This window comes from Haladaptatus sp. T7 (genome assembly GCF_026008575.1).
Lineage (GTDB): Archaea > Halobacteriota > Halobacteria > Halobacteriales > Haladaptataceae > Haladaptatus > Haladaptatus paucihalophilus.
The window spans coordinates 370,908-391,577 of the sequence record NZ_BROP01000002.1 but is presented as its reverse complement, the minus strand read 5'-3'; the positions used below and the strand labels follow the sequence as shown (position 1 = coordinate 391,577).

The 20,670-nt window shown below is 64.0% G+C and carries 20 protein-coding genes and 1 tRNA gene; 10 read left to right on the top strand and 11 right to left on the bottom strand.

The genetic code is table 11. From position 1 onward, the window contains the following. The first annotated feature begins 52 nt into the window (after positions 1 to 52). From crtI to cruF, 3 genes are read left to right on the top strand one after another with little or no spacing between them, the layout of a single operon-like run. Entirely contained in the window at positions 53 to 1,582 is a 1,530-nt protein-coding gene (gene crtI / locus OPC11_RS08135) for a phytoene desaturase family protein (protein ID WP_264781565.1), read from the top strand. 19 nt (positions 1,583 to 1,601) lie between these two features. Continuing rightward, positions 1,602 to 2,429: a prenyltransferase gene (locus OPC11_RS08130; RefSeq protein WP_264781564.1), complete on the top strand. Its 828-nt coding sequence runs from the start codon at positions 1,602 to 1,604 to the stop codon at positions 2,427 to 2,429. Then, positions 2,422 to 3,255 (top strand): bisanhydrobacterioruberin hydratase, encoded by an 834-nt coding sequence (gene cruF / locus OPC11_RS08125; RefSeq protein ID WP_007978558.1) that lies wholly within the window; start codon positions 2,422 to 2,424, stop codon positions 3,253 to 3,255. Before OPC11_RS08130 ends, cruF begins: the two co-directional genes overlap by 8 nt. 16 nt (positions 3,256 to 3,271) lie before the next feature. On the opposite strand, the gene OPC11_RS08120 is transcribed toward cruF, so the two are convergent. From OPC11_RS08120 to OPC11_RS08110, 3 genes are all read right to left on the bottom strand, one after another. Next, positions 3,272 to 3,586 (bottom strand): spore germination protein GerW family protein, encoded by a 315-nt coding sequence (locus OPC11_RS08120; RefSeq protein ID WP_007978560.1) that lies wholly within the window; start codon positions 3,584 to 3,586, stop codon positions 3,272 to 3,274. Positions 3,587 to 3,832: 246 nt separating this feature from the next. Beyond that, positions 3,833 to 4,114, bottom strand: coding sequence for a hypothetical protein (locus OPC11_RS08115; RefSeq protein WP_007978562.1), 282 nt, complete (start codon positions 4,112 to 4,114; stop codon positions 3,833 to 3,835). Between the two features lie 30 nt (positions 4,115 to 4,144). Further along, positions 4,145 to 4,960 (bottom strand): winged helix-turn-helix domain-containing protein, encoded by an 816-nt coding sequence (locus OPC11_RS08110; RefSeq protein ID WP_264781563.1) that lies wholly within the window; start codon positions 4,958 to 4,960, stop codon positions 4,145 to 4,147. 100 nt (positions 4,961 to 5,060) lie between these two features. On the opposite strand from OPC11_RS08110, the gene OPC11_RS08105 reads away from it, so the two are divergent. From OPC11_RS08105 to OPC11_RS08095, 3 genes are all read left to right on the top strand, one after another. Further along, a complete protein-coding gene (locus tag OPC11_RS08105) occupies positions 5,061 to 5,402 on the top strand; it encodes a hypothetical protein (protein WP_007978567.1) in 342 nt (113 codons plus the stop codon). A 103-nt stretch (positions 5,403 to 5,505) separates the two neighbouring features. Further along, entirely contained in the window at positions 5,506 to 6,285 is a 780-nt protein-coding gene (locus tag OPC11_RS08100; protein WP_264781562.1) for a GHMP kinase, read from the top strand. Positions 6,286 to 6,331: 46 nt separating this feature from the next. Then, on the top strand, positions 6,332 to 7,162 hold the full coding sequence (locus OPC11_RS08095) for a heme-copper oxidase subunit III (protein ID WP_264781561.1): 831 nt from the start codon (positions 6,332 to 6,334) through the stop codon (positions 7,160 to 7,162). A 6-nt stretch (positions 7,163 to 7,168) separates the two neighbouring features. On the opposite strand, the gene OPC11_RS08090 is transcribed toward OPC11_RS08095, so the two are convergent. The 3 genes from OPC11_RS08090 to OPC11_RS08080 all read right to left on the bottom strand — a co-directional run bounded on the left by OPC11_RS08090 (position 7,169) and on the right by OPC11_RS08080 (position 10,492). Then, the gene (locus OPC11_RS08090; protein ID WP_018128653.1) at positions 7,169 to 7,588 is read right to left on the bottom strand and encodes a VOC family protein; all 420 of its coding nucleotides are present in this window, start codon (positions 7,586 to 7,588) and stop codon (positions 7,169 to 7,171) included. Positions 7,589 to 7,670: 82 nt separating this feature from the next. Then, positions 7,671 to 8,231, bottom strand: a complete 561-nt coding sequence (locus tag OPC11_RS08085) for a hypothetical protein (protein WP_264781560.1) — start codon at positions 8,229 to 8,231, stop codon at positions 7,671 to 7,673. Then, positions 8,231 to 10,492, bottom strand: coding sequence for a DUF6789 family protein (locus tag OPC11_RS08080; protein ID WP_007978577.1), 2,262 nt, complete (start codon positions 10,490 to 10,492; stop codon positions 8,231 to 8,233). Before OPC11_RS08080 ends, OPC11_RS08085 begins: the two co-directional genes overlap by 1 nt. Before the next feature lie 177 nt (positions 10,493 to 10,669). On the opposite strand from OPC11_RS08080, the gene coxB reads away from it, so the two are divergent. Next, on the top strand, positions 10,670 to 11,452 hold the full coding sequence (gene coxB, locus OPC11_RS08075; RefSeq protein WP_264781559.1) for a cytochrome c oxidase subunit II: 783 nt from the start codon (positions 10,670 to 10,672) through the stop codon (positions 11,450 to 11,452). Between the two features lie 35 nt (positions 11,453 to 11,487). Here the strand turns inward: coxB and OPC11_RS08070 are convergent, their stop codons facing one another. Both OPC11_RS08070 and OPC11_RS08065 read right to left on the bottom strand, forming a co-directional pair. Beyond that, positions 11,488 to 11,850 (bottom strand): hypothetical protein, encoded by a 363-nt coding sequence (locus OPC11_RS08070; protein ID WP_232423685.1) that lies wholly within the window; start codon positions 11,848 to 11,850, stop codon positions 11,488 to 11,490. A 301-nt stretch (positions 11,851 to 12,151) separates the two neighbouring features. Continuing rightward, on the bottom strand, positions 12,152 to 13,726 hold the full coding sequence (locus OPC11_RS08065; RefSeq protein ID WP_264781558.1) for an AMP-binding protein: 1,575 nt from the start codon (positions 13,724 to 13,726) through the stop codon (positions 12,152 to 12,154). Positions 13,727 to 13,843: 117 nt separating this feature from the next. On the opposite strand from OPC11_RS08065, the gene OPC11_RS08060 reads away from it, so the two are divergent. Next, positions 13,844 to 15,043 (top strand): GNAT family N-acetyltransferase, encoded by a 1,200-nt coding sequence (locus OPC11_RS08060; protein ID WP_264781557.1) that lies wholly within the window; start codon positions 13,844 to 13,846, stop codon positions 15,041 to 15,043. A gap of 134 nt (positions 15,044 to 15,177) precedes the next feature. On the opposite strand, the gene OPC11_RS08055 is transcribed toward OPC11_RS08060, so the two are convergent. Together OPC11_RS08055 and OPC11_RS08050 are read right to left on the bottom strand one after the other, a co-directional pair. Then, positions 15,178 to 15,252 (bottom strand) — tRNA-Thr (locus OPC11_RS08055). A gap of 149 nt (positions 15,253 to 15,401) precedes the next feature. After that, on the bottom strand, positions 15,402 to 16,382 hold the full coding sequence (locus tag OPC11_RS08050) for a class I SAM-dependent methyltransferase family protein (RefSeq protein WP_264781556.1): 981 nt from the start codon (positions 16,380 to 16,382) through the stop codon (positions 15,402 to 15,404). 371 nt (positions 16,383 to 16,753) lie between these two features. Here OPC11_RS08050 and OPC11_RS08045 point away from each other — a divergent pair, with 371 nt between their 5' ends. Together OPC11_RS08045 and dph5 are read left to right on the top strand one after the other, a co-directional pair. Further along, a complete protein-coding gene (locus OPC11_RS08045) occupies positions 16,754 to 17,551 on the top strand; it encodes a hypothetical protein (RefSeq protein ID WP_264781555.1) in 798 nt (265 codons plus the stop codon). A 77-nt stretch (positions 17,552 to 17,628) separates the two neighbouring features. Continuing rightward, the gene (gene dph5, locus OPC11_RS08040; protein ID WP_264781554.1) at positions 17,629 to 18,432 is read left to right on the top strand and encodes a diphthine synthase; all 804 of its coding nucleotides are present in this window, start codon (positions 17,629 to 17,631) and stop codon (positions 18,430 to 18,432) included. Between the two features lie 109 nt (positions 18,433 to 18,541). On the opposite strand, the gene OPC11_RS08035 is transcribed toward dph5, so the two are convergent. Continuing rightward, positions 18,542 to 20,560, bottom strand: a complete 2,019-nt coding sequence (locus OPC11_RS08035; RefSeq protein ID WP_264781553.1) for a BGTF surface domain-containing protein — start codon at positions 20,558 to 20,560, stop codon at positions 18,542 to 18,544. Positions 20,561 to 20,670: the final 110 nt, after the last annotated feature.

Sequence of the window (20,670 nt, the reverse complement as noted above, 5' to 3'; positions counted from 1 at the left end):
ACCCAACACGTCGGGGAGTCGTTTTTATCAGTTTCGCGCCCCCATATCCGGTATGAATCTCGCGGACAGCACCGTCGTCGTCGTGGGGAGCGGCTTCGGCGGGCTTTCGACTGCGTGCTATCTCGCCGACGCGGGCGCGGACGTGACGGTTCTCGAAAAGAACGAACAGTTCGGCGGCCGCGCGAGCAGACTGGAGGAAGACGGCTTCCGGTTCGACATGGGTCCGTCGTGGTACCTCATGCCCGACGTGTTCGAGCGCTTTTTCGGTCACTTCGACCGCACGCCGAGCGACTACTACCGACTGGAGCGACTCGACCCGCACTACCGTATCTTCTTCAAGGACGGCGACGGGCGAGGGAGCGAAAACGGAGATGGGAGCGAGAACGGAACCGAAGGGGTCGATTTCGTCGATATCCTCCCGGAGTTGGAGAAGAACAAGGAGCTGTTCGAGTCGTTCGAACCGGGCGCTGGCGAGGCGCTCCAGCGCTATCTCGACCAATCCGAACGGAACTACGGCGTCGGAATGGAGCACTTCGTCTACACCGACCGCTCCCGGTTCCGGGATTACGTCTCGATGGACGTTGCGCGGAACGCCCGCGGGCTGAACCTCCTCGGGTCGATGCAGGACCACGTGGAGCAGTACTTCGACGACCCGCGACTCCAGCAGATAATGCAGTACACGCTGGTCTTCCTCGGTGGGTCGCCGAAGAACACGCCCGCCATCTACAACCTGATGAGCCACGTCGATTTCAACCTCGGCGTCTACTACCCGGAAAACGGTCTCGGCGGCGTCGTGGACGGTATCGTCGAACTCGCCGAGGAACTGGGCGTCGAGTTCCGAACCGACTACGAAGTGACGGATATCACGGGTCACGAGGGCGATTTCTTCGTCCACAGCGGCGACGAGCGAATCGCGGCCGACCTCGTGGTGAGCGACGCGGACTACGCCCACACGGAACAGGAACTCCTCCCACCGGAGTCCCGCCAGTACGACGCCGACTACTGGGAGTCGCGGACCTACGCGCCGTCGGCGTTCCTCCTGTACCTCGGTGTCGAGGGCGACGTGGAACCGCTCGCCCATCACACGCTCGTCCTGCCCGAGGACTGGAACGAGCACTTCGACCGGATATTCGATACCCCGTCGTGGCCCGACGACCCGGCCTACTACCTCTGCGTTCCGAGCGAGACCGACGATTCGGTCGCGCCCGAGGGACACAGCAACCTGTTCGCGCTCGTCCCCATCGCGCCCGGACTGCCCGACGGCCCGGCGATACGCGAGAACTTCCGCGAGAAACTGTTGGACGACATCGAGGCGAACACGGGCGTCTCGCTCCGCGACCGCATCGTCTTCGAGGAGTCCTTCTCCGTCTCGGAGTTCGCCGACCGCTACAACAGCACGAAGGGAACCGCGCTCGGCCTCGCCCACACGCTCCTGCAGACCGGGCCGATGCGCCCCGGCCACCGGTCGCCGACGGTCGATGGCCTGTATTTCACCGGGTCGTACACAACGCCCGGCATCGGCGTCCCGATGTGCCTCATCAGCGGCCAACACACCGCGGACGCCATGGTCGAGGACCACTAACGTCGAGTACCGACACACGATGATCCGTTCCTTCCTCACGCTGTCGCGGCCGCGATTCTGGCTCTATCTCGCCGGGCCGGTACTGGTGGGTTTGGCCTACGGCGCATCGACCGTCGGCGACCTCCTCTCCCCCGTCTCGGTCGCCCTGTTCGTCTACTTCCTGTTCCCGGCCAACGTCTTCCTCTACGGCATCAACGACGTGTTCGACGCCGACGTGGACGAGGAGAACCCGAAGAAAGAGGGACGAGAGTCGCGGTATCGAGGGGACCGAGCGGTTCCCGTCGCGGTCGCGGTCTGTGCCGCGCTCGGCGTCGGGTTCCTGTTCGTCACGCCGTCCGCGGCGTGGCCGTGGCTCGTCGGCTTCCTCCTCCTCGGCGCGGAGTACTCCGCACCGCCGCTCCGGTTCAAGACGACGCCGTTCATCGACTCGCTCTCGAACGGGCTGTACGTCCTCCCGGGCGCGGCGGCCTACGCGGCGCTCGCCGGGAGTCAGCCCCCACTCCTCGCCGTGGTCGGCGGGTGGCTCTGGGCGATGGGCATGCACACGTTCTCCGCGATACCCGACATCGAACCCGACCGTCGCGCCGGGATTCGGACGACGGCGACGGCGCTCGGGGAGTCCCGAACCCTCGCCTACTGTGCCGTCTGCTGGCTCCTCGCGGCGGGGGTGTTCGCGCTCCTCGACGTCCGCGCGGGACTGCTCCTGCTGGCGTACCCCCTGCTCGTCGTCGCGTGGGTCACCCGCGACGTGGACATCGCACGGGCCTACTGGTGGTATCCGGCCATCAACACCGCCGTCGGGGCCGTGTTGACCGTGGGCGGCCTGTGGGGTGTCGTCCGTGGATAGACGCGCCGCGGAGGCGCGGCTTTCCGCGCTCGTCCGCGAGAACCGGTTCACCATCGCGGTCGTCTTTCCGCTCATCGGTGCCGCGCTGTTCGTGGTGGGGTACGAGGCGTGGCTCCCGGCGTGGCTCGCGCGGAACCCCTTCCTCATCATCTTCGGGACGCTCGTCATGCGCTCGCCGCTCGTGGCCGGGTTGACGCCGCTCGTGGACCGACGGGCGGGTATCGCGCTCCTCCTGTTGACGGCCTACACGTACGCCATCGAGTTCCTCGGCGTGACGACGGGGTTCCCGTACGGGAAGTTCCACTACGTCCTCGAACTCGGCCCGATGCTGTTCGGGACGGTTCCGGCGGGGCTTCCGGTGTTTTTCTTCCCGCTCGTGCTGAACAGCTACCTGCTCTGTCTCCTGTTGCTCGGCCCGCGGGCGGACTCCCGCCTCGCCCGCTTTGCGGCCTCGCTCGCCGTCGTCGTCGTCATCGACCTCGTGTTGGACCCGGCGGCCGTCGCGCTCCGGTTCTGGGCGTACGCCGACGGCGGCGCGTACTACGGCGTCCCGCTCTCGAACTACCTCGGCTGGGTCGTCAGCGGCGCTGTCGCCGTCGGACTCGTCGAACTCGGATTCGATTGGCGGGCGCTCCGCGACAGACTCGACTCCTGTGAGTTCATGCTGGACGACATGGTGAGCTTCGTCATCCTCTGGGGTGCGATGAACCTCTACTTCGAACACTGGATTCCGGTCGTCGTGGCCGCCCTCCTGTTCGTCGGCCTCAGAAAGATAGACCGCTTCGACTTCGCCGTCTTTCGACCGGCGACTGGACTCTCCCGCTGACCGGACGGTCGGGTTCTCAGACGCGACGACGCACGAGCAGGCCGATGGCGATACCGAGACCGAGGGCCGCGAGCGTTCGCCGCGACTCCGAAAACCGCACGAATCGCGTCCCTTCGGGCGACACTTCGAGCGCGCCGATTGGGGCCGCCCCCGCACCGCCGCCCATTCGACTGCCGTCCGAACCGCCGACGCCGCCGAACCCGTAGCTCACCTTCGCTATCGGGATGATTGTTCGGTTGCCGACCTGTATCGGCGTTCCGTACACCGTTTCGGCACCCACGTTTCGACGGAATTGCTGCAGGAGGGCTTCGAGTCGCTCGAATACGTCCATACCCCTTCGAAAACGAAGCAGGAACAAATGATTTCGGGTGTTGACACGCGTCGAAGCGGGTACCGTCCGCTATTGGGACGTATATAGTACAACTAGTGACGTTTTTCTATCGCCCGTGCCAGCCACGAACTGTGGCGCACACGGCGTTGTCGTAACATATCGAACATCATCCACCACCAACCACTACCAGCCAGCACCTCGCGCCACACCATCTCCTTGCCACCGCACCGCTATCCGTCGGTTTTTCTACCCTTCTGTTCGGCCCTGTAACAAGAATCCGACGCCGAGCGACCAGCACCCGATTCCGACGCCCAGAAGTCCGAGCGAGAGCGGCGTCCACGAGTCTCGGTGTACCGCCTCGACCGGAGCGAGGTGAATCAGCACGTCTATCGCCGTCGTAATCGACGCCGCGTCGGCGAGAACGTCGGCGACGCCCACGATGACGAGCGGAAGCGAGAGGACGACCAACGCCGCTCCGAACGCGATGGCGCGTGTCCCGGCCCAGTGGACGGTTCTTCGGTCGAACATCGGCCGTCCTCAGAGACGACCCCGAGAGGCTTAGCGTTGCCCGCTCCGTTTCTCCCGGCGATACCAGACGAAGAAAGCGAGCACGAGAATCAGCGCGCCACCGGCGAAAAAGAGCGCTCCGGGTGGGATACCGGAACCCGACGCGCTCTCGGCGATGGTCCGCGTCGTGCTGGTCGTGCTCGCATGCAGCGCGGTAGTCGTCTTGTCCGCGACCGTCGTCGCGGCTTCCGCCGTCGTCCGGGCCGCCTCGTGGGTCGTTCCGCCGTCGGCGGGTGCGTGGGTCGTCGTCGCCGCGTTTCCGGCGCTGCCGCCCGCGTCGGCGCTTCGTGCCGTCGTCGTCGCTACCTTCTCGCCGCTGTCGGCGTTGCCGCTCGACCCCATCTGGAAGATGGGTCCGATGATCGGTCTGTTCGTGGCGAGTCGCTGGACGACGAGGCTCGCCAGCCCGAGGATGCCGAGGCCGCCGAACAGGTTCGAGAGGGCGGATTTCAGTCCGACGGTATCCGACTCGTTCCCGGCGAAGAGGACGAGCGGTTCCGCGGTCGGCGCGTACACCTTCATTTCGCGCCCCTTGCTGGAGTAGGCCGTGTCCGCGACCTCGACGAGGTTGCCGTCTTCCAACTTTCCGAGGTGGTACTGGACGTTCTGGAGCGACGTCTCGACGCGTTCCGCGATGGTTGCCGGGGTCGCCGGTTCCTCGTACAGAGCCGCGAGGATATCGCGTCCGGTCTGCGAGGAGAGGGCGGCGACCAACGCGTCCGCGTCCTCGCTGTCGACGCCGACGACTCGCGGGTCGCGGTCCTCGTCCGCGACGGAATCGACGGTGGAGGGCAGAAAGTCGACCATACCCTACCATTCCGAGCGGGGACTATAACTTTGCCCGACGCGGGCTTTCCCGGTATTTTATTACGTCCCGCTGGAAACGCATGCGTCGGTAGGCGAAGACATGGACGGCGACGAAACCTCGTTACGAGCACTGTTGCAGATTCTCACGGAACCGCGCAGACGGTACGCGCTGTACCACCTCCGGCGGCACGACGAGACCACGGTCACGCGTCTCGCGGACAACGTGGCGGGGTGGATGGACGCCGACCGGGACGAACCCCTCTCGGGGCAGGAACACGTCCACATCTACACCGAACTCCACCACACCGACATTCCGCGGCTCGTCGCCGCCGGTATCGTTCACCTCCCCGACGACGAAGAGCGAGTGGAAGTCGTCTCGTTCCCGGACGTTCTCTCCGACCTCCTCGACGTCACCCTCGAATTCGACGACGGCGGGATGTGACCGCCCCGGAGCTTAGACACACTCTAATCCGCTCGCGTGACCGTTTCCGGCGCTTCGTTCCGCAGACGGGAGATTGAAGGGCCGTTTTCGCCTTGAAACGAGTATGAGAGCGTTCGCTCCGGGAAGCGTGACGGCGGTGTTCGCACCGGCCGAGTCGGGCGACGAGTCGAGAGGCGCGAGCATGGCTATCGAGGATGGGGTCGTCGCGTCGGTGCGGGCGGCGGACGAAACCCAGATACTGCTCGACGGCGAGGGGACCGACTTCGAACCCGTCTCCGGCGTGCTCGACGAGTTGGGATGCACCGCCCGCGTGGAACTCGAACACGACATTCCCATCGGGTGTGGCTTCGGCGCGAGCGGCGCGGCCACGCTCGCGACCGCGCTCGCGGCGAACGCGGAGTTCGGACTCGGACGCTCGCGGGAGGACCTCGTACACGCCTCGCACGTCGCCGAGGTGAACGCCGGAACCGGATTGGGCGACGTGTTTATCCAGACGGCGGGCGGCGCGCTGATGAGCGACGGGTCGGGTCGCCGCCGCTGGGAACCGACCGACGCCATCGAGTACGTCTCGTTCGGCGGGATGGCGACCAGCGAGACGCTGGGTAATCCGGACCTGATGGCGCGAATCGGACGCGTCGGCGGGAAGACGCTCGATTCGCTGCCGCGCGAGCCGTCCTTGGAACGCCTCACGCGGGACGCGTGGTCGTTCGCACGGGAGATAGAACTCCCCACGGACACGGTTCGGGACACCGTGGCCGACGTGGAGACGGTGGGCGGCGCGGCGAGCATGGCGATGCTCGGCGAAACCGTCTTCGCAGTGGGCGTCGAGGACGTGCTCCCGAACCGGACGACCGTCTCGTTTTCCGGCGCACACCTGCTGTAGCGTCGCCGTCGAATTTTTGCCGTTCCGCGGTGTGTCTCTATCGGCTATGGCCGACCCAGTGGCGACCGAGGCGTCCGCGGACGAACACGAATCGGCGCATCACCGAAGTCGATGGCCCATCATCGCTGCGGGCGGTGCGGCGACCATGTACCTCGGACTCGGGTTGACGATACTGGGCAGCGTCTCCGACGTGTTCCCCGGAATCGTCGGGGTCGTTCTCGCACTCCTCGGCTTTGTCGTGCTCGTCGGCGGACTGGGCGGATGGCTCGACCAGGCCTACCTCCGCGACTACTGGCAACACGGGACGAGCACGGAGAAGAAGTACTCCTACGAGGCGACGATGGTGTCGTTCCTGCTGACCGACATCGCCACGTTCGGCGCGGTGTTCACCTACTACTTCTTCGTCCGCGTCGGCACGTGGCCGCCCGCGGAACTGCCCGACGTGCTGACATCGCTCCTGCTCGTCAACACGACCGTCCTCGTGCTGAGCAGTTTCACCCTTCACTACTCGCACATCGCGCTCCGGAAGGGGAAGCAAAAGCGGTTTCTCGCGCTCCTCGGCGTCACCGTCGTCCTCGGGGTGGGGTTCGTCGCGGGGCAGGCGTACGAGTACTACGACTTCATCGTCCGCGAGGGGTTCACCCTGACCTCGGGGCTGTTCGGGAGCGCTTTCTACGGACTGACCGGCTTGCACGGCCTGCACGTCACGCTCGGCGTAATTTTGCTGTTCGTCGTCCTCGGTCGGGCGATTCGCGGCCAGTACGACTCCGAACGGGATACGTCGGTCAGCACGGTCTCGATGTACTGGCACTTCGTGGACGCGGTGTGGATATTCCTCGTCGTCGTGCTGTACGTCGGGTCGAGCGTGACGGGGTGAGAGCCGTCACGCCCGCGCCGGTTCGACGAAGAGGAGTTCGTTGCCCTCCGGGTCGAACGCGATGACTTCGACGCCGTACTCGCGTTCCTGCGGTTCGGACGCGAACTCGACGCCGCGCTCGCGCAAGTCGGCGTACGTCGCGTGACAGTCGTCCACTTCCAAGCCGATCATCGGGTTGTGGCCGACCAACTCCTCGTATCTGTCGGCGTCCCGACCGTCGAACCACTCCGGGGACCGGAGGATGATGTGGACGCCCTCCCGTCCCGCGGGGGCGACGGTGAGCCACCTGTCCTCGCCCATCTCGCTGTCCTCCTTCTTTTCGAAGCCGAGCGTTTCGGTGTAGAAGTCGAGGGCCGCCTCCTGGTCCGCGACTATCAGCGCGAAATGCGTGACCCGCGAGACGTGGCCGGTCGATTGCTGTGTCATGGTTCTCTCCCGATGAACGGACGACGGGGAGCACGAAATACGCACGCCTCCGGGTTCGGAATCGGGTCGAAGAACGCCGAAATCACCGATTCGTCCCGCGTGCCCGCTCCTCGCGTTCGAGGAGCTTTCGGTAGAGCGGCGGCGTGAGGATTCCGAGCGCGCCCAACAGGACGAACACCACGCCGAGCGGGAACAGGAGCGGGTCAACCCCGAGACACGGGTTCGCGGAGGAGATGGTCACGTACCGGGTGGTCCCGCCGGACGCGACGAGGACGCCTCGTTCGAATGCTCGCCGGTGGACGAACCGTCCGCGAACCTCGCCGGTGTCCCGCGGATTTTCGAGCGCGTCCTCGAACGCCCGGCGTTCCGCGGGCGCGAGTTCGTCGATGCCGAACTCCCGGAGCGGGTCGGTCCGCGTCGCGGCCGTCAGCTGGTCGGTCGCGCCGGGCGAGTAGACGACGATGGTCGGATTGCCACAAAGGTTGAGTTGGGATTGAACGACGGCGTACCCGCCGAGCGTTCCCCCGGCGATGCCGACGGCGACGAGGAGCGTGCCGAAGAACGGCGCGCCGTAGGTTAGCAACGTCTCGGAGAGCGAGCTTTCCTCGTCGATGGGTTCGGGATGTCGGTCGTCGGGGTCCATCAGGCCACCTCCCACCGTTCGGAGAGGTACTCGAACGTGGCGGACAGTCCGAACCCGTAGAACCAGTGGGCGATGAGGACGAAGACGGCGTAGGCGAGGAGGTGAAGACCGGTTTGGCCGGTGTAGAAGGCCAGTCCGAACCCGACCGAGATTATCGTCGCGAACGCCAATCCGGTGATGATCCGCGGACCTCCGGGCAGGTACTCCGCCAGGACGGCGAACAGGAGCGCCCAGGTCGTCATTCCCCCGATGAGGAAGAGGAGGTAGCCGATAACCACGCCCTGTTCGCCGACGAATCCCGCGAGGTCGGAGAACGACACGAGGTCGAACACGCCCAGCACCGTCGCGGTGAACAGCACGCCGGACATGAGCATCGTTCCGATGAACCCGCCGATTGCGGCCGCGCCCGCGATGCGCGGAATCGTGTTTATCAGCGGTTCGACGCCGACGAGGATGTTCGGACTGCCCTCGCCGGGGACGCTCGTCGCGGCCGGACGGGTTATTTCGGGTTCCGTCGGTTCGATGCCGTACTTCTCCTCCAGCCGTCGTTCGAACCACTGCCACTCGCGGGTGAACTGGTGGGTGCGTTTCAGCCCCCACACGTCGGCCGTCTTGACGGGGGTGCCGTTCCAGTACGACCAGAGCATGTTGTAGAGCCACAACAGCACCGAGATGCCGAGGAGATACGCGCCGATGGTGGCGATGCGCTGGTACGACGCGAACTCCGCGGGATAGATGGCGAAGCGCCGCGGGAGACCCAACAGCCCCATGATGACGAGCGTGCCGAAGGTGACGACGGACCCGACGACGAGCAACAGCGATTGGAACAGCGCGAGTTGCCGATCGTACATCCGCCCCGTCAGGATGGGATACCAGTAGTAACTCGCGGCGACCATCATGAACGGAATGATGCCCATGAGTATCAGGTGGAAGTGACCGACGACGTAGTAGGTGCCGTGGAGGACGATATCGACGGGTATCACCGCCAGAAAGACGCCGGTCACGCCGCCGACGACGAAGGTGCCGATGCTGCCGATACAGAGAACCATCGGCGCCGTGAGCCGAACCCGCCCCGACCAAATCGTCGTTATCCAGTTGAACACTTTGATGGCGCTCGGTACGGCGATGGCGATGGAGACGGCCATGAAACTCGCGCGGAGGCGCGGGTCGATACCCGTCGTGAACATGTGATGCGCCCAGACGCCGAAAGAGAGCACGCCGATACCCATCGTGGAGTAGACGATGAACTTGAACCCGAACAGCTTCCGGCCCGCGAACTTCGGCAGGATGAAACTCATCAGCCCCGTCGCCGGGAGGAAGATGATGTACACTTCGGGGTGCCCGAAGAACCAGAACAGATGCTGCCAGAGGAGCGCCCCGCCGCCCTGTGGCGCGTAGAACGTGGTTCCCAACACGCGGTCGAACAGCAGCATGATGGCGGCGCTCCCCAGCAGCGGAAAGGCGAAGATGATTATCCCGCTCGTCACGAGGAGGTTCCAGCAGAAGATATCGAGCGAGTCGAACCCTACGTCTTCGGCGCGTTCGTAGAGGATGGTGACGATGAAGTTGATGGCACCGAGGGTCGTGGCGATGCCCGAGAGGTGCAACCCGAGGAGCAGGAAGTCTATCTGCGGGTTCGAACTCTGGGTCGAAAGCGGCGTGTACAGCGTCCATCCGAGTTCCGGGTCGCGGAGCGTCCAGAAGAACTGAAAGAGGGGACCGTGAACGTCGAACAGTCGAAGAAACTGGCCGATGACCTGTGACGGAAGCCCCCCGCGAACGAGGAGCAACGAGGGCGGCAACAGCCAGAAGCCGATGGCGTTGAGGCGCGGAAACGCCATGTCGTCCGCGCCGATGAGGATGGGCAAGAAGTAGTTGGCGATGCCGAAGAAGACCGGCGTGACGAAGAAAAAGAGCATCGTGATGCCGTGCGAGGTGAACAGCGCGTTGTACGTCTCCGTGGACCAGATGCTCGCGTTCGGCGTCAGCAGTTCCGTCCGCATCATCATGGCTTCGATACCGCCCCAGAGGGCCGCGAACGTCCCGAAGATGATGTACAGCGTCCCGATTTCGCGGTGATTCGTCGTCGTCGTCCAGTGGACGACGGACTTCCACATCGAACCGAGGTCGAAATCGAACTCGCGTCGCGCCGGATACCCGCCGTCGGGTTCCGCGGCTTGTCGATGGGACAGCCGCGAGAGAACCCAACACCCGAGGACGACGAGCGAGAGCGCCGTGAACTCGACTATCGCCCGATTCATCGCGGAACCACCTCTCGATGGGCTTCGCTGGTCCCCTTCCCCCCGTGCATACTCACTCGTGTCAATGGCGACCATGATAAAGCCGCAGGCCGCCTCCTGTCCGACAGAATTGACACATGAAACACAGTTCACCGAGCGCACGATAGTTATATCCGCACGTCTGTTGACTCGGGAACGATGCGACTTCGCCGCAGGGGGGCATCTCGGTGGGGGGCGCTGGTGTGCCTGTTCGTCGTCGGAATCGCCGCCGTCCAACCAGCGGCCGCGCAGTCGGTCAACAAACGGCTCATCGACTCGCTGAACTACCAGCTCGCGTACGTGGCGCTGCCGCTGACGCTCTTCGTCGAGATAATTCTGGTCTACGCGGTGTTCAAGTTCCGGAACAACGACGACCCGTTACCGACGGCGGAGGACCCGCCGCTCGAAATAACGTGGACCATCGCAACTGCCATCATCCTGCTGTTCGTCGGCGTCGCGGCGTTCACCGTGCTGACGAATCCGTACATCACGCCGACGCAACCGACGGGCGGCGGGTCGGGTGGCGCTGGAACGGGCGGCGCGAGGATGGGACTCGCGGACGCCGCGAACTCGACGGATTCGGTGACGGTCCGCGGACTCGCCTACCAGTGGGGGTGGCAGTTCAGCTATCCGGGGACGAACGTCACGACACGCGACGAACTCGTTCTCCCGGCGAACACCGACATCTACGTTCGGATGACCTCCGCGGACGTGATTCACTCGCTGTTCGTCCCGCAACTCGGGGTCAAACAGGACGTGTTCCCCAAGCGAACCACCGTCATCCACACGCGCGTCTTCGAACCCGGAACGTACCGCGGCTACTGCGCCGAGTTCTGTGGCTCGGGCCACGCGCGCATGCGGACCGAGGTCCGCGTGCTCCCCAAGGACGAGTACCGACAGTGGCTCCGGAATTCGACGGCGGAAAACGGCTCGGCGAGGTAACACGCGTCCGAAAAAAGCGGAGTTTCGCTCACCGCTCAGTTGCTGTCCGAGATTTGAACGTTGTCGAGCGTCACGCCGAGGTTCTTCAGCGTGATGTCGACGTGGCATATCTCGTAGGTCTGCCCGTTGAACGAGACGTGGAGACCGTCGATGGTCATCGTCGAGGAGTCGAGCGTGTACCGCTGGTTGTCGATGGTGAGATTCGGGAATCCGGGTCCGGCGATGTTCGTATCCGAGATGGTGACGGTCGCGTCGCTGATGGTAATGTCCTGATTGCCGAGTTTCGTGACGTTGCTGTCCGATGCGTTCCCGGCCGCGAGCGCGACGCCCGCGCTGGTGCTGACGAGGAGGGCGGCTATCAACAGGGGTGCGAGAAGTCTCCGTGCTGCTACTCTCATGGTGTCTGACCCCTCGACGGCAACGAGAAAAAGGGGAGCGGATAGTTCTGCCGATTACGCGCAGTTCATTGGTATAAATCAAACTGTGAAATAATACTCGAGAACCCATACAATCGTTCTTTCTCGGTTCTAATGTGGCCCGAACGAGTAAATATAACAAAATCAGATGGTTGTTCGCTGTGATTTCCGCGACCGATTGTAAGGTCGGCCTACCGAAAAATAGGGGACGCCTGCAGGTCGGAGCGCATCTTCCACGGTCGATGGACGCCCGTTTGCCCCTCTCGGCGACCGCAACGCCGCATCAGTCGTCCGCTCGTCCGCCGAGTTCGAACCGCTGGACCTTCCCGCTCGTCGTTCGCGGGAGGGTTCGGACGAACTCGATTTCGCGCGGGTGTTTGTACGCCGCCATCGTCTCCAGGCAGTACTCTCGCAGTCGGTCGGCGTTGGGAGACACGCCGGTCGCCGGAACCACGTAGGCGGCGACGGTTTCGCCGCGACGGTCGTCGTGTTTTCCGACGACCGCCGCCTCCGCGACGTCGGGATGGTCGTAGAGCACTTCCTCCACTTCCCCCGGATAGACGTTGTAGCCCGCGGTGACGATGACGTCGGATTTCCGCCCGAGAACCTCGTAGTAGTTGTCCTCGTCGCGGCGCACGATGTCGCCGGTTTTGAAGTAGCCGTCGTCGGTGAACGCCGCGTCGGTCGCCTCCGGTCGCTCGTGGTAGCCCTTCATGACGTGCGGGCCGCGAACGAGCAGTTCGCCCGCCTCTCCGGGCGAGACGGTCTCGCCGTCCTCGTCCACGACCGCACAGTCCGTCGCGCGAAACGGTTGCCCGATGGTGCCCGGACGCGGCCCGAACGTCGCGTTGATTCCGGCGTGCGTGCCGCCGCCCGTCTCGGTCAGCCCGTAGGCCTCGAACAGTTCGACCCCGACGCCGTTCTCGAACGTCTCCTGTACCGGTGTCGGCATGGTCGCGCCGCCCTCCATCGACTCCGCCAGACTCGACAGGTCGTACTCGCCGAAGGAGTCGTGTTCGACGATATCCACGTACATCGCGGCGACCGCGCCGAACTTCGTGATTCGCTTCGACTCGATGGTCGCCATGGCCGCCTCGGGGTCCCACGACTCGGAATCGCGGAGGAAGACGCTCGCCCCGCGAACGAGGGGCTGCCACGTCCGGTTGACGAACCCGGCGATGTGCGACAGCGGAAGGACCGACAGAAACCGCTCCTCGTCGGCGTCGAGGGCGGTTCGCTCGAACCCCATGAACGACTGCGCTCGGAGGTTCCGGTGGGTGAGCAGGACGCCCTTCGGGGTCCCCGTCGTCCCGCTGGTGTACGGTTGCATGGCGACGTCGCCGTCGGTTCGTTCGGCGAGGACCGGTTCGCCGTCCACGTCCGCGAACATGCGGTCCGCGTCCGCAATTCCGTCTCCGTCCTCTCCATCCCAATCCCCGCGACCGATGACCACCGGGTCCGTTTCGACCCCCCGTATCGCGTCCGCGGCCGTCTCGCGGAGCGATTCGTCCACCACGACGGCCGTGGCGTCGCTGTCGTCCAGACGATAGGCGACTTCTCGGGTTCGATACTGCGGGTTCATCGGGACGAACGGCGTCCCCGCTTTGAGCGCACCGAGGGCCGCGATAACGAACTCGGGGCAGTTGGGGAGAAAGAGCGCGATTCGGTCGCCCGGACGGAGCCCGAGGGCCTGCAATCCGCCCGCAAATCGAGCGGACCGGTCCCGGAGTTCGGCGTGCGTGTACCGTTTCCCGTCCGTTTCGAGCGCGAGTTTCTCGGCGTGACACTCCGCGGTTTCGTCGTACAGTCGCGCGACGTTCCCCGACCGTGCCGCGACCGAAAACGAGTCGGCTTCCATGCGAACACGCCCGCGACACGCCGGGAAAAGTACGGAGCATCGTTCATCGGAACCCCCAGCAAACGGACGACTTACGCCACCTCTTCCGAGAAAGCAGGTGTTCCGTACCACGTTCACGTGAGCGAAGCGTCCGCCTACGCGAGTGAACGACCGTCCCGATTTACGTCGGCCGCAGTCGTCCACTCCCCGATGGCCGACGAGATGGCAGACCCCGACGCGAGAGAGAGCGGGTCGTACGTCGTCCGGCAGTACGACCCCGACGACCGAGCGGGTGTGCTGGCGCTATACGAAACCGTGTTCGGCGACCGCCGCGGGCGCGGCGAGTGGTTCGACTGGAAGTTCGGCGACAACCCCTACCTGTCACACGTCCCGATTTGCGTCGCGGAGCGCGACGGCGAGGTCGTGGGTGCACGGCCGAGCCTCCCGGTTCCGCTCTCCGTCGGCGGAACGCGCGAACTCGCGCTCGTGCAGGTGGACCCGATGGTCCACCCCGACCATCGCCGACAGGGGCTGTTCACCCGCATGGCGAAACACGTCTACGACTACTACGGCCCGCGGGAGCCGTCCATCGTCGTCGGATTCCCGAACGAGGCGGTGAAAGCCGGACTGGAGAAGTTGGCGGACAAGCTCTCGCTCCGGGACGGCGTTCTGACGAACTTCACCGAACACTACCGCGTACAGAACCCGCAGGCGCTGAGCGATTCGCCGGTTGCGAGCGCCGCACTCCCCGCGATTCGAGGGTACCTCGCAGGGCGCGACCGGATGACGTCGAGAGCCCCGGATTCCGTCATCGACCGCTACGACGACCTCCGTCCGGCCATGCTCGCCGACATCGCCGCCACACAGCGCACCGCGAGCGCCCACGCCGTCCGCGACGAGACGTTCCTCGCGTGGCGATTCCTGAACCCTCGCTACGAGTACACGACCTACGTATATCGCGGCGAGTACGGCCCCGTCGCCATGGTCGTTGGCGAACAACGAAAAACGGACCAAACCATCGTCCACCTCTCGGACGTGCTTCCGGTCGCGGGCGGAACGGCACGGGAACGGGCGCTCTCCGTGCTCCTCGGGCGAATCATCGACGAACACCGGGACGCCGACGTGATCGTCGCCGCGGGAACCACGCTTCCGCGGTCGCTCCTCGCCGACCACGGATTTCTGCCGACCGACCGTTTCCCCCTCTCCCGATTGACCTCGGAGTACTGGTTCTCGGCGCGGCCCATCGGCGGGTCGGGTGGAGACTGGACGGTCAACGGTCGCCGACTGGCCGAGGAAGGAAGTTGGAATCTCTCGTTCTGTGAACTGGAAATCGGGTGACGTCGAAGAGTTAGTGGGTTCCATTCTCGGGGTCGCCCACGGCTCACGGTCGTCCCGTTCAATCGTTCGCTTCACTCACTGATTCAAACCCACCACGAATCCGCTCCGCTCATCGTGAAGTTTTTCGAAAAGGAAGCCGGTGGAGGGATTTGAACCCTCGGCCTATTCCTTACGAAGGAATCGCTCTAGCCAGTCTGAGCTACACCGGCACACTCGCGTATGCTCGTGTCCCGTACCCGACGTCGCTACGCTCCGTCGGACACCAGCATGGGGCTTCCAACTGCATTACAACGTAGACACCACGGAGTGCATAAGGGTTGCGAAATGGCCGCGGGCACCGGCGTTAATTCATCACGAACTACCGCGTCAATCGAACGTCCAGACAGACGTTGAGTTCGTGCGGCGCGTAGGACCGCACCGTCTGCCGCGTTTCGACCGAGACGTCGTATTCCGGTTCCGCCGCCGCGCGAATTGCCGCCTCTCCGGGGCCGAACGGGTCGTCCTCGTGTTGAATGTCGTAGTAGTGGACGACGCACTCGTCGCCCGCGAGGGAGACGGCGGTGTCGAGGAACTCGTCCGCGCTGTGCGGGAGGTTCATGACGAGGCGGTCGGCCCAGTTCTCGTACTCCGTCGCCGTCTCCCGAACGTCGCCGCAAATCGCCGTCACGCGGTCTTCGACCCCGTTCCGGCGGGCGTTCTCGTTGAGGTAGTCGATTGCCACATCGTTCACGTCCGCGCCGACGACCGTCGCGCCGCGCTTTGCGAACGGAATCACGAACGGCCCCACGCCCGCGAACATGTCGAAGGCGCGTTCGTCCGGTTCCACCTGCTCCGCGACGCGGTGGCGCTCCGTGGCGAGTCGAGGGGAGAAGTAGACCCGCGCGACGTCCAAGAGGAACTCACAACCGTACTCGCGGTGGACGGTTTCGGTTCCGTTCCCGGCCAGCACGTCCCAGTCGCGCACGCGAGTCTCACCTTTGACCTTCGATGCGCGGTTGAGCACCGTCTCGACCGGGAGGGTCGAGGCGACTACCGCGTCGGCGACTTCGATCGCCAGTTCGGGGTCGTCCTCGTCGATGAGGACGATTTCACCCAGTCGCTCGTAACTCGGTTCGAAGCCGAGGATGTCGGCGGGCATCTGCTGTGTCGTCCGCGTCGGGAGGTCGCGGGTGACGACCTCGAACGTCGGTGGAATCGCGTCTGGGTCGGTGACGGGGATGTACAGCCACCCGTCTTCGACGACGATCTCCACCTCGTCCACGATCAAATCCGACTCGGCGAGTTCGCGGCGCGCCGCTTCCCCCTCTTCCCGTTCGACGCGCACGCAAGGCACTTCCATACGTCATCGTTACCGGAAGCGGGCGTTAACGCTGACGCTTCGGGTCGCGGCGAGGGGACGGCCCTGTCGAACCAACGGACAGTTTCGAGTTGCAAACGGCCACTTGCCCACACCACCGCTTGACAGCGTGTCGCAAAGTAATCGACTCTCCACTGTGGGAGTACGCCGGGGAACTGTCGATTTCCTATCGCAACCGTCCATTCCCTATCTATTAAACGGCGGCCGCTAATCGGGTGCCGTCGCGGAGTCGAACCGTTCGAGTCATCATTGCTGTCGGATGGCGTAGCTGAACGATTCGAAACGGAGTCGTCGGTTTATTCCCGGCGTCGGAGTACCGCGGCTTGGTTCCAATTCGGGACCGGTAGAGAACCATGACACAACGACTACAGCAACCGGAGACACAAGAACTCGACATCGGCCAGCAGTCACAGTCACAACGGTATCGACCGACGGGTCAGCAGTACCAGCAAGAGACACGACAGCCACAGACGCAACAGTTCGAACGACAATCGAGTCGGCAACCGATGCAACAACAGCCGATGCAACAACAGCACCGGCAGGCGACGCAACAACAGCCGATGCAACAGCAACCGATGCAACAGCAACCGATGCAACAGCAACCGATGCAACAGCAGCACCGGCAGGCCGAGCAGTTCGGCCAACAGATTCGCCAGCGATACGAAGAATCGGTTCCCAGTGAGGTTCGCCTCGCTGTGGACGACTTGGAGAAGGTCTCGACCACGGCCGAGTGGGCCAAAGTGAAGGCGGTTCAACGCGGATTGCCCCGCGTCGCAAACGTCTGTGACGATATTCAAGAACTCGCGGAGTTACAGAAGAAACTCATCATCCGACAGTCACCGGTCAGTCACACTATCGGGCAATGCTCCGTGCAAGCCATCCAAGAGGGCCTACAGGAGCTTCAACAGCACACGGGTGAACCCGAGGTACAGGCCACCATCGAGAACGCCAAACAGTCGCTCGGCACCATCGAGAAGGGACTCTCTGCGCTCCAAACCACCGGTACCCACCAATCCGACCAGCAGGTCGGTGGACAGCAGTCCGGTCAGCAAACCGGAGGGCGGCGGTTCGGCCAGCAGTACGGAACGCAGGGAACGTCCCAGGGAATCGGAACGCAATCGATGGAGCACCTCCCGAGTCAGCCTTACTGAGCCGACGCGATGAGCCGCTGAATTTTTCGAACGGCGTACTTCGCGCGCTTTAACCGGCCGGAACACGGAGAGCGCACATGCTCACCTTCATCGGACTCGGCCTGTACGACGAGCGTTCGATCACCGTCGAGGGCCGCGACGCCATCGCCGACGCCGACCGCGTGTTCGCCGAATTCTACACCAGCAAGCTCATCGGAGCGGACGTGACCGACCTCGAAGCGTTTCACGACACGGACATCGAGGTTCGAGACCGCGCTGGCGTCGAACAGCACCCGGACGACATCCTCGCTGCCGCCGAGTCGGGCGACGCCGCATTCCTCACCGCCGGTGACACCATGATTTCGACGACGCACGTCGACCTCCGACTCCGGGCCGAAGACCGCGGTATCGACACTCGCGTGGTTCACGCACCGACCGCCGAGTCCGCCGCGAGCGGACTCACCGGCTTGCAGAACTACCGCTTCGGGAAAGCGACCACGCTACCGTTCGAGTACGCCCACGGTGCGGACGGACTCCCAGCGAGCGTGACCGATGTTCTCGACGACAACCGCGAGCGAGGCCTGCACACACTCGTCTACCTCGACATCAAAGTCGGCTGGAATCCGAGAAAAAAGGACGAAGCCGGAGAGGACGAGTACATGACCGCGAGCCACGCGGCGGAATTGCTCGCCGACGGATACGACGACGTGCTCGCCGTCGTCGTCGCGCGCGCCGGAAGCCCCGACCCGCTGGTCGAAGCCGACCGACTCTCGGAACTCGCGGAGCGTGATTTCGGCGACCCGCTCCATCTGCTCGTCGTCCCGGGCGACCTCCACCACATCGAAGCCGACGCGCTCGAATCGCTCGCCGACGCGCCGAGCGACCTGCTCGACGTCGTATAGAACGGTCTTATTCTCGATTTTTCGGCGGTCGATAGCGCCGCCGCTCACGGATCGAGTGCGCGAAAAATGAAGTAGGTTTCGTCAGTCGAAATCAGACTCGGTGTCCGATTTAGTTCTCTCGGCGGAGCGCGAGGAGCGCGGCCGCGAGGAGTGCAACGACGGAGATAGCGACGCCGAATCCGGGCTGACCGTCATCGTTTTCGGTCGTGGATTCTTCCGACGAGGTCGTCGTCTTGGACGAGGACGTGGTCGTCTCCGAGGACGAGGTGGTCGTCTCCGAGGACGTCGTGGTCGTCGTCGTGGTCGTCGTCGTGGTCGTCGTCGTGGTCGTCGTCGTGGTCGTACCAGCGTTCTGGTTCAGCATGCCGTCGACCGATCCCGTGTGGTCGCCAGCGATTGCTTTGACACTGAACTCGGTGCCGTTGTCGTACTTGCTGAAGTCGAACATCGCCGAGAATTCGCCGTTTTCGCCGACCGTGAGGTCAGGCTGGTTCTCGAAGAAGGCACCGGAGCTGGCTTGCAGGGTGACCGTGGTACCGGGCGCGAGGTTGGTCGTACCCGAGATGGTCTGGTTGTCAGCGGGAGCGACGGAGACGTCGTCGCCACCGTTCACTTCGACAGTGGCCTCTTCGACCGAGAACGAAGTCCTGACGGTCTGGTCGTCGTCCGGCGAGACGCCGTAATTTTCAGCAACCTTGAAGGTCGCTTTCCAGTCGCCCTTGACGTTGCTTTCCTCAATGCCGCTGTTGTCAGCGAGCTTGGACGTGTCGACGACGGCGTAGAGCGTCTGGTTGTCGCTGTCCGAGATGAGCGAGACACCGTCGGCCGTCGTGTTGAATTTGACAGCATCCTTGTTCTGCTCGGGGTTCTGCTCGACGAAGGTGAGCGAGAGACCCTGGATGTCCGTGAGGTCCTCTCCGCTGTTGAGCGTGTCAACAGCGCCGAAGATGCCGTTGGTGTCCTTGACTTGGACGACAACGTGGTCACCGTAGGCGACGCTGCTACGCTGGGTAGCGAGAGCCGTCAGTTCCGTTGCGTTGTCCGCACCGTCGAGGTCGCTGGGTGCGATCCACGTCTGTGCGTTGCCAGTGTGGCGCGAGGAAACCGAAAGCGCGGAAGCGCCGTCCGGGGTGCCGTCGCCGTTGGCGTCGACGCGGAGTCGGTAGATGTCGTTACCAGTCACTGCGAGGGGCTTGTCGAGACCGCCGCTTGCGGGCGTGACCCACGAAGGCGTGACCGTGTCACCGCTACCGTCGCCGTAGATGACGTCGCTAGCGGTGCCGCTGGTCGTCTTGTAGGTGTTCACGTAGAACGTGACCTGACCGTCGTTGGCGTCATCGGAACCATCCTTGACGTAGACGGACATGTTGAAGTTCGAGTCGTCGCTGCCGACCTGAACCGTCGCATCGTTCGTGTTCTTGAGGTCAACCGTCACCGGAACGACGTCACCGCGCGCGACGCTGTAGGACGTTTCGCCGAAGGAGGCGCTGACGTCGCCAGCGTTTTTGACGGTGACTTCGAAGGTCTGGCTCGCGGTCGTGTCGTTCACGTGGAGCGTGATGTTGTACGTACCAGCGTCGACACCAGTGAAGTCGAGCGAGTTCTTGGCACCATCGTCGCTGTAGGTGCCGACGTTCATCTTCGTGTCTTCGCCGAACGCCGCATCGGACGTCGCGTAGACATCGAAGTCGTTACGGTTGGCGTGGTCGAGCGTGAAGGTGATCGAAGAGTCCGAACCGTCGTTCTTCACAGTGTCGTCGCTGGCGCTCATGTCGAGCGACTGTTCGACGACCTGGAACTTCTGTTCGTGGGTACCTTCGACGAGACGGTATCGACCCTCGAGGTTGGCGGTGTCGAACGTGATGTTTCCGCTGCCGTCCGAGGTGTATTCGTCCTCGTACGTCCAGCCATCGCCGTCTTTGATTTCGAGCGTTACATCCGTGCTACTGTTGAAACCAGTAGCATTGACTGTCTGGCCCTGGAAGATCGGCGAGTCAGTGCCAATCGTCGCGTCGGCCGAGCTGGCCGCAGCAGCCGAGCCCGCGAACGCCATGGTGCCGGCGAAGACCGACAGCACGAGCATCGCGGTCAGCGCGAGGCTGCGAACCTTTGTATTGTTTCCTGTCATGCTTTCTCGTTAGTTGTTTCTCGTACGGCGACAGTTCCTTTCCCACGACCGTATAGACATTTCGTCCAACCCGTATCGCACGGGGAGGGAAGTGGTACTCCATCTGCCAC

Bases quoted from the DNA above. Each gene is read 5' to 3' on its own strand.
- OPC11_RS08130 (WP_264781564.1), top strand. From the start codon at position 1,602: ATGATCCGTTCCTTCCTCACGCTGTCGCGGCCGCGATTCTGGCTCTAT.
- crtI (WP_264781565.1), top strand. From the start codon at position 53: ATGAATCTCGCGGACAGCACCGTCGTCGTCGTGGGGAGCGGCTTCGGC.
- dph5 (WP_264781554.1), top strand. From the start codon at position 17,629: ATGCTCACCTTCATCGGACTCGGCCTGTACGACGAGCGTTCGATCACC.
- OPC11_RS08035 (WP_264781553.1), bottom strand. From the start codon at position 20,560: ATGACAGGAAACAATACAAAGGTTCGCAGCCTCGCGCTGACCGCGATG.
- OPC11_RS08050 (WP_264781556.1), bottom strand. From the start codon at position 16,382: ATGGAAGTGCCTTGCGTGCGCGTCGAACGGGAAGAGGGGGAAGCGGCG.
- coxB (WP_264781559.1), top strand. From the start codon at position 10,670: ATGCGACTTCGCCGCAGGGGGGCATCTCGGTGGGGGGCGCTGGTGTGC.
- OPC11_RS08095 (WP_264781561.1), top strand. From the start codon at position 6,332: ATGGCCGACCCAGTGGCGACCGAGGCGTCCGCGGACGAACACGAATCG.
- OPC11_RS08065 (WP_264781558.1), bottom strand. From the start codon at position 13,726: ATGGAAGCCGACTCGTTTTCGGTCGCGGCACGGTCGGGGAACGTCGCG.
- OPC11_RS08080 (WP_007978577.1), bottom strand. From the start codon at position 10,492: ATGAATCGGGCGATAGTCGAGTTCACGGCGCTCTCGCTCGTCGTCCTC.
- OPC11_RS08090 (WP_018128653.1), bottom strand. From the start codon at position 7,588: ATGACACAGCAATCGACCGGCCACGTCTCGCGGGTCACGCATTTCGCG.
- OPC11_RS08110 (WP_264781563.1), bottom strand. From the start codon at position 4,960: ATGGTCGACTTTCTGCCCTCCACCGTCGATTCCGTCGCGGACGAGGAC.
- OPC11_RS08100 (WP_264781562.1), top strand. From the start codon at position 5,506: ATGAGAGCGTTCGCTCCGGGAAGCGTGACGGCGGTGTTCGCACCGGCC.
- OPC11_RS08070 (WP_232423685.1), bottom strand. From the start codon at position 11,850: ATGAGAGTAGCAGCACGGAGACTTCTCGCACCCCTGTTGATAGCCGCC.
- OPC11_RS08115 (WP_007978562.1), bottom strand. From the start codon at position 4,114: ATGTTCGACCGAAGAACCGTCCACTGGGCCGGGACACGCGCCATCGCG.
- OPC11_RS08120 (WP_007978560.1), bottom strand. From the start codon at position 3,586: ATGGACGTATTCGAGCGACTCGAAGCCCTCCTGCAGCAATTCCGTCGA.
- OPC11_RS08105 (WP_007978567.1), top strand. From the start codon at position 5,061: ATGGACGGCGACGAAACCTCGTTACGAGCACTGTTGCAGATTCTCACG.
- OPC11_RS08045 (WP_264781555.1), top strand. From the start codon at position 16,754: ATGACACAACGACTACAGCAACCGGAGACACAAGAACTCGACATCGGC.
- OPC11_RS08085 (WP_264781560.1), bottom strand. From the start codon at position 8,231: ATGGACCCCGACGACCGACATCCCGAACCCATCGACGAGGAAAGCTCG.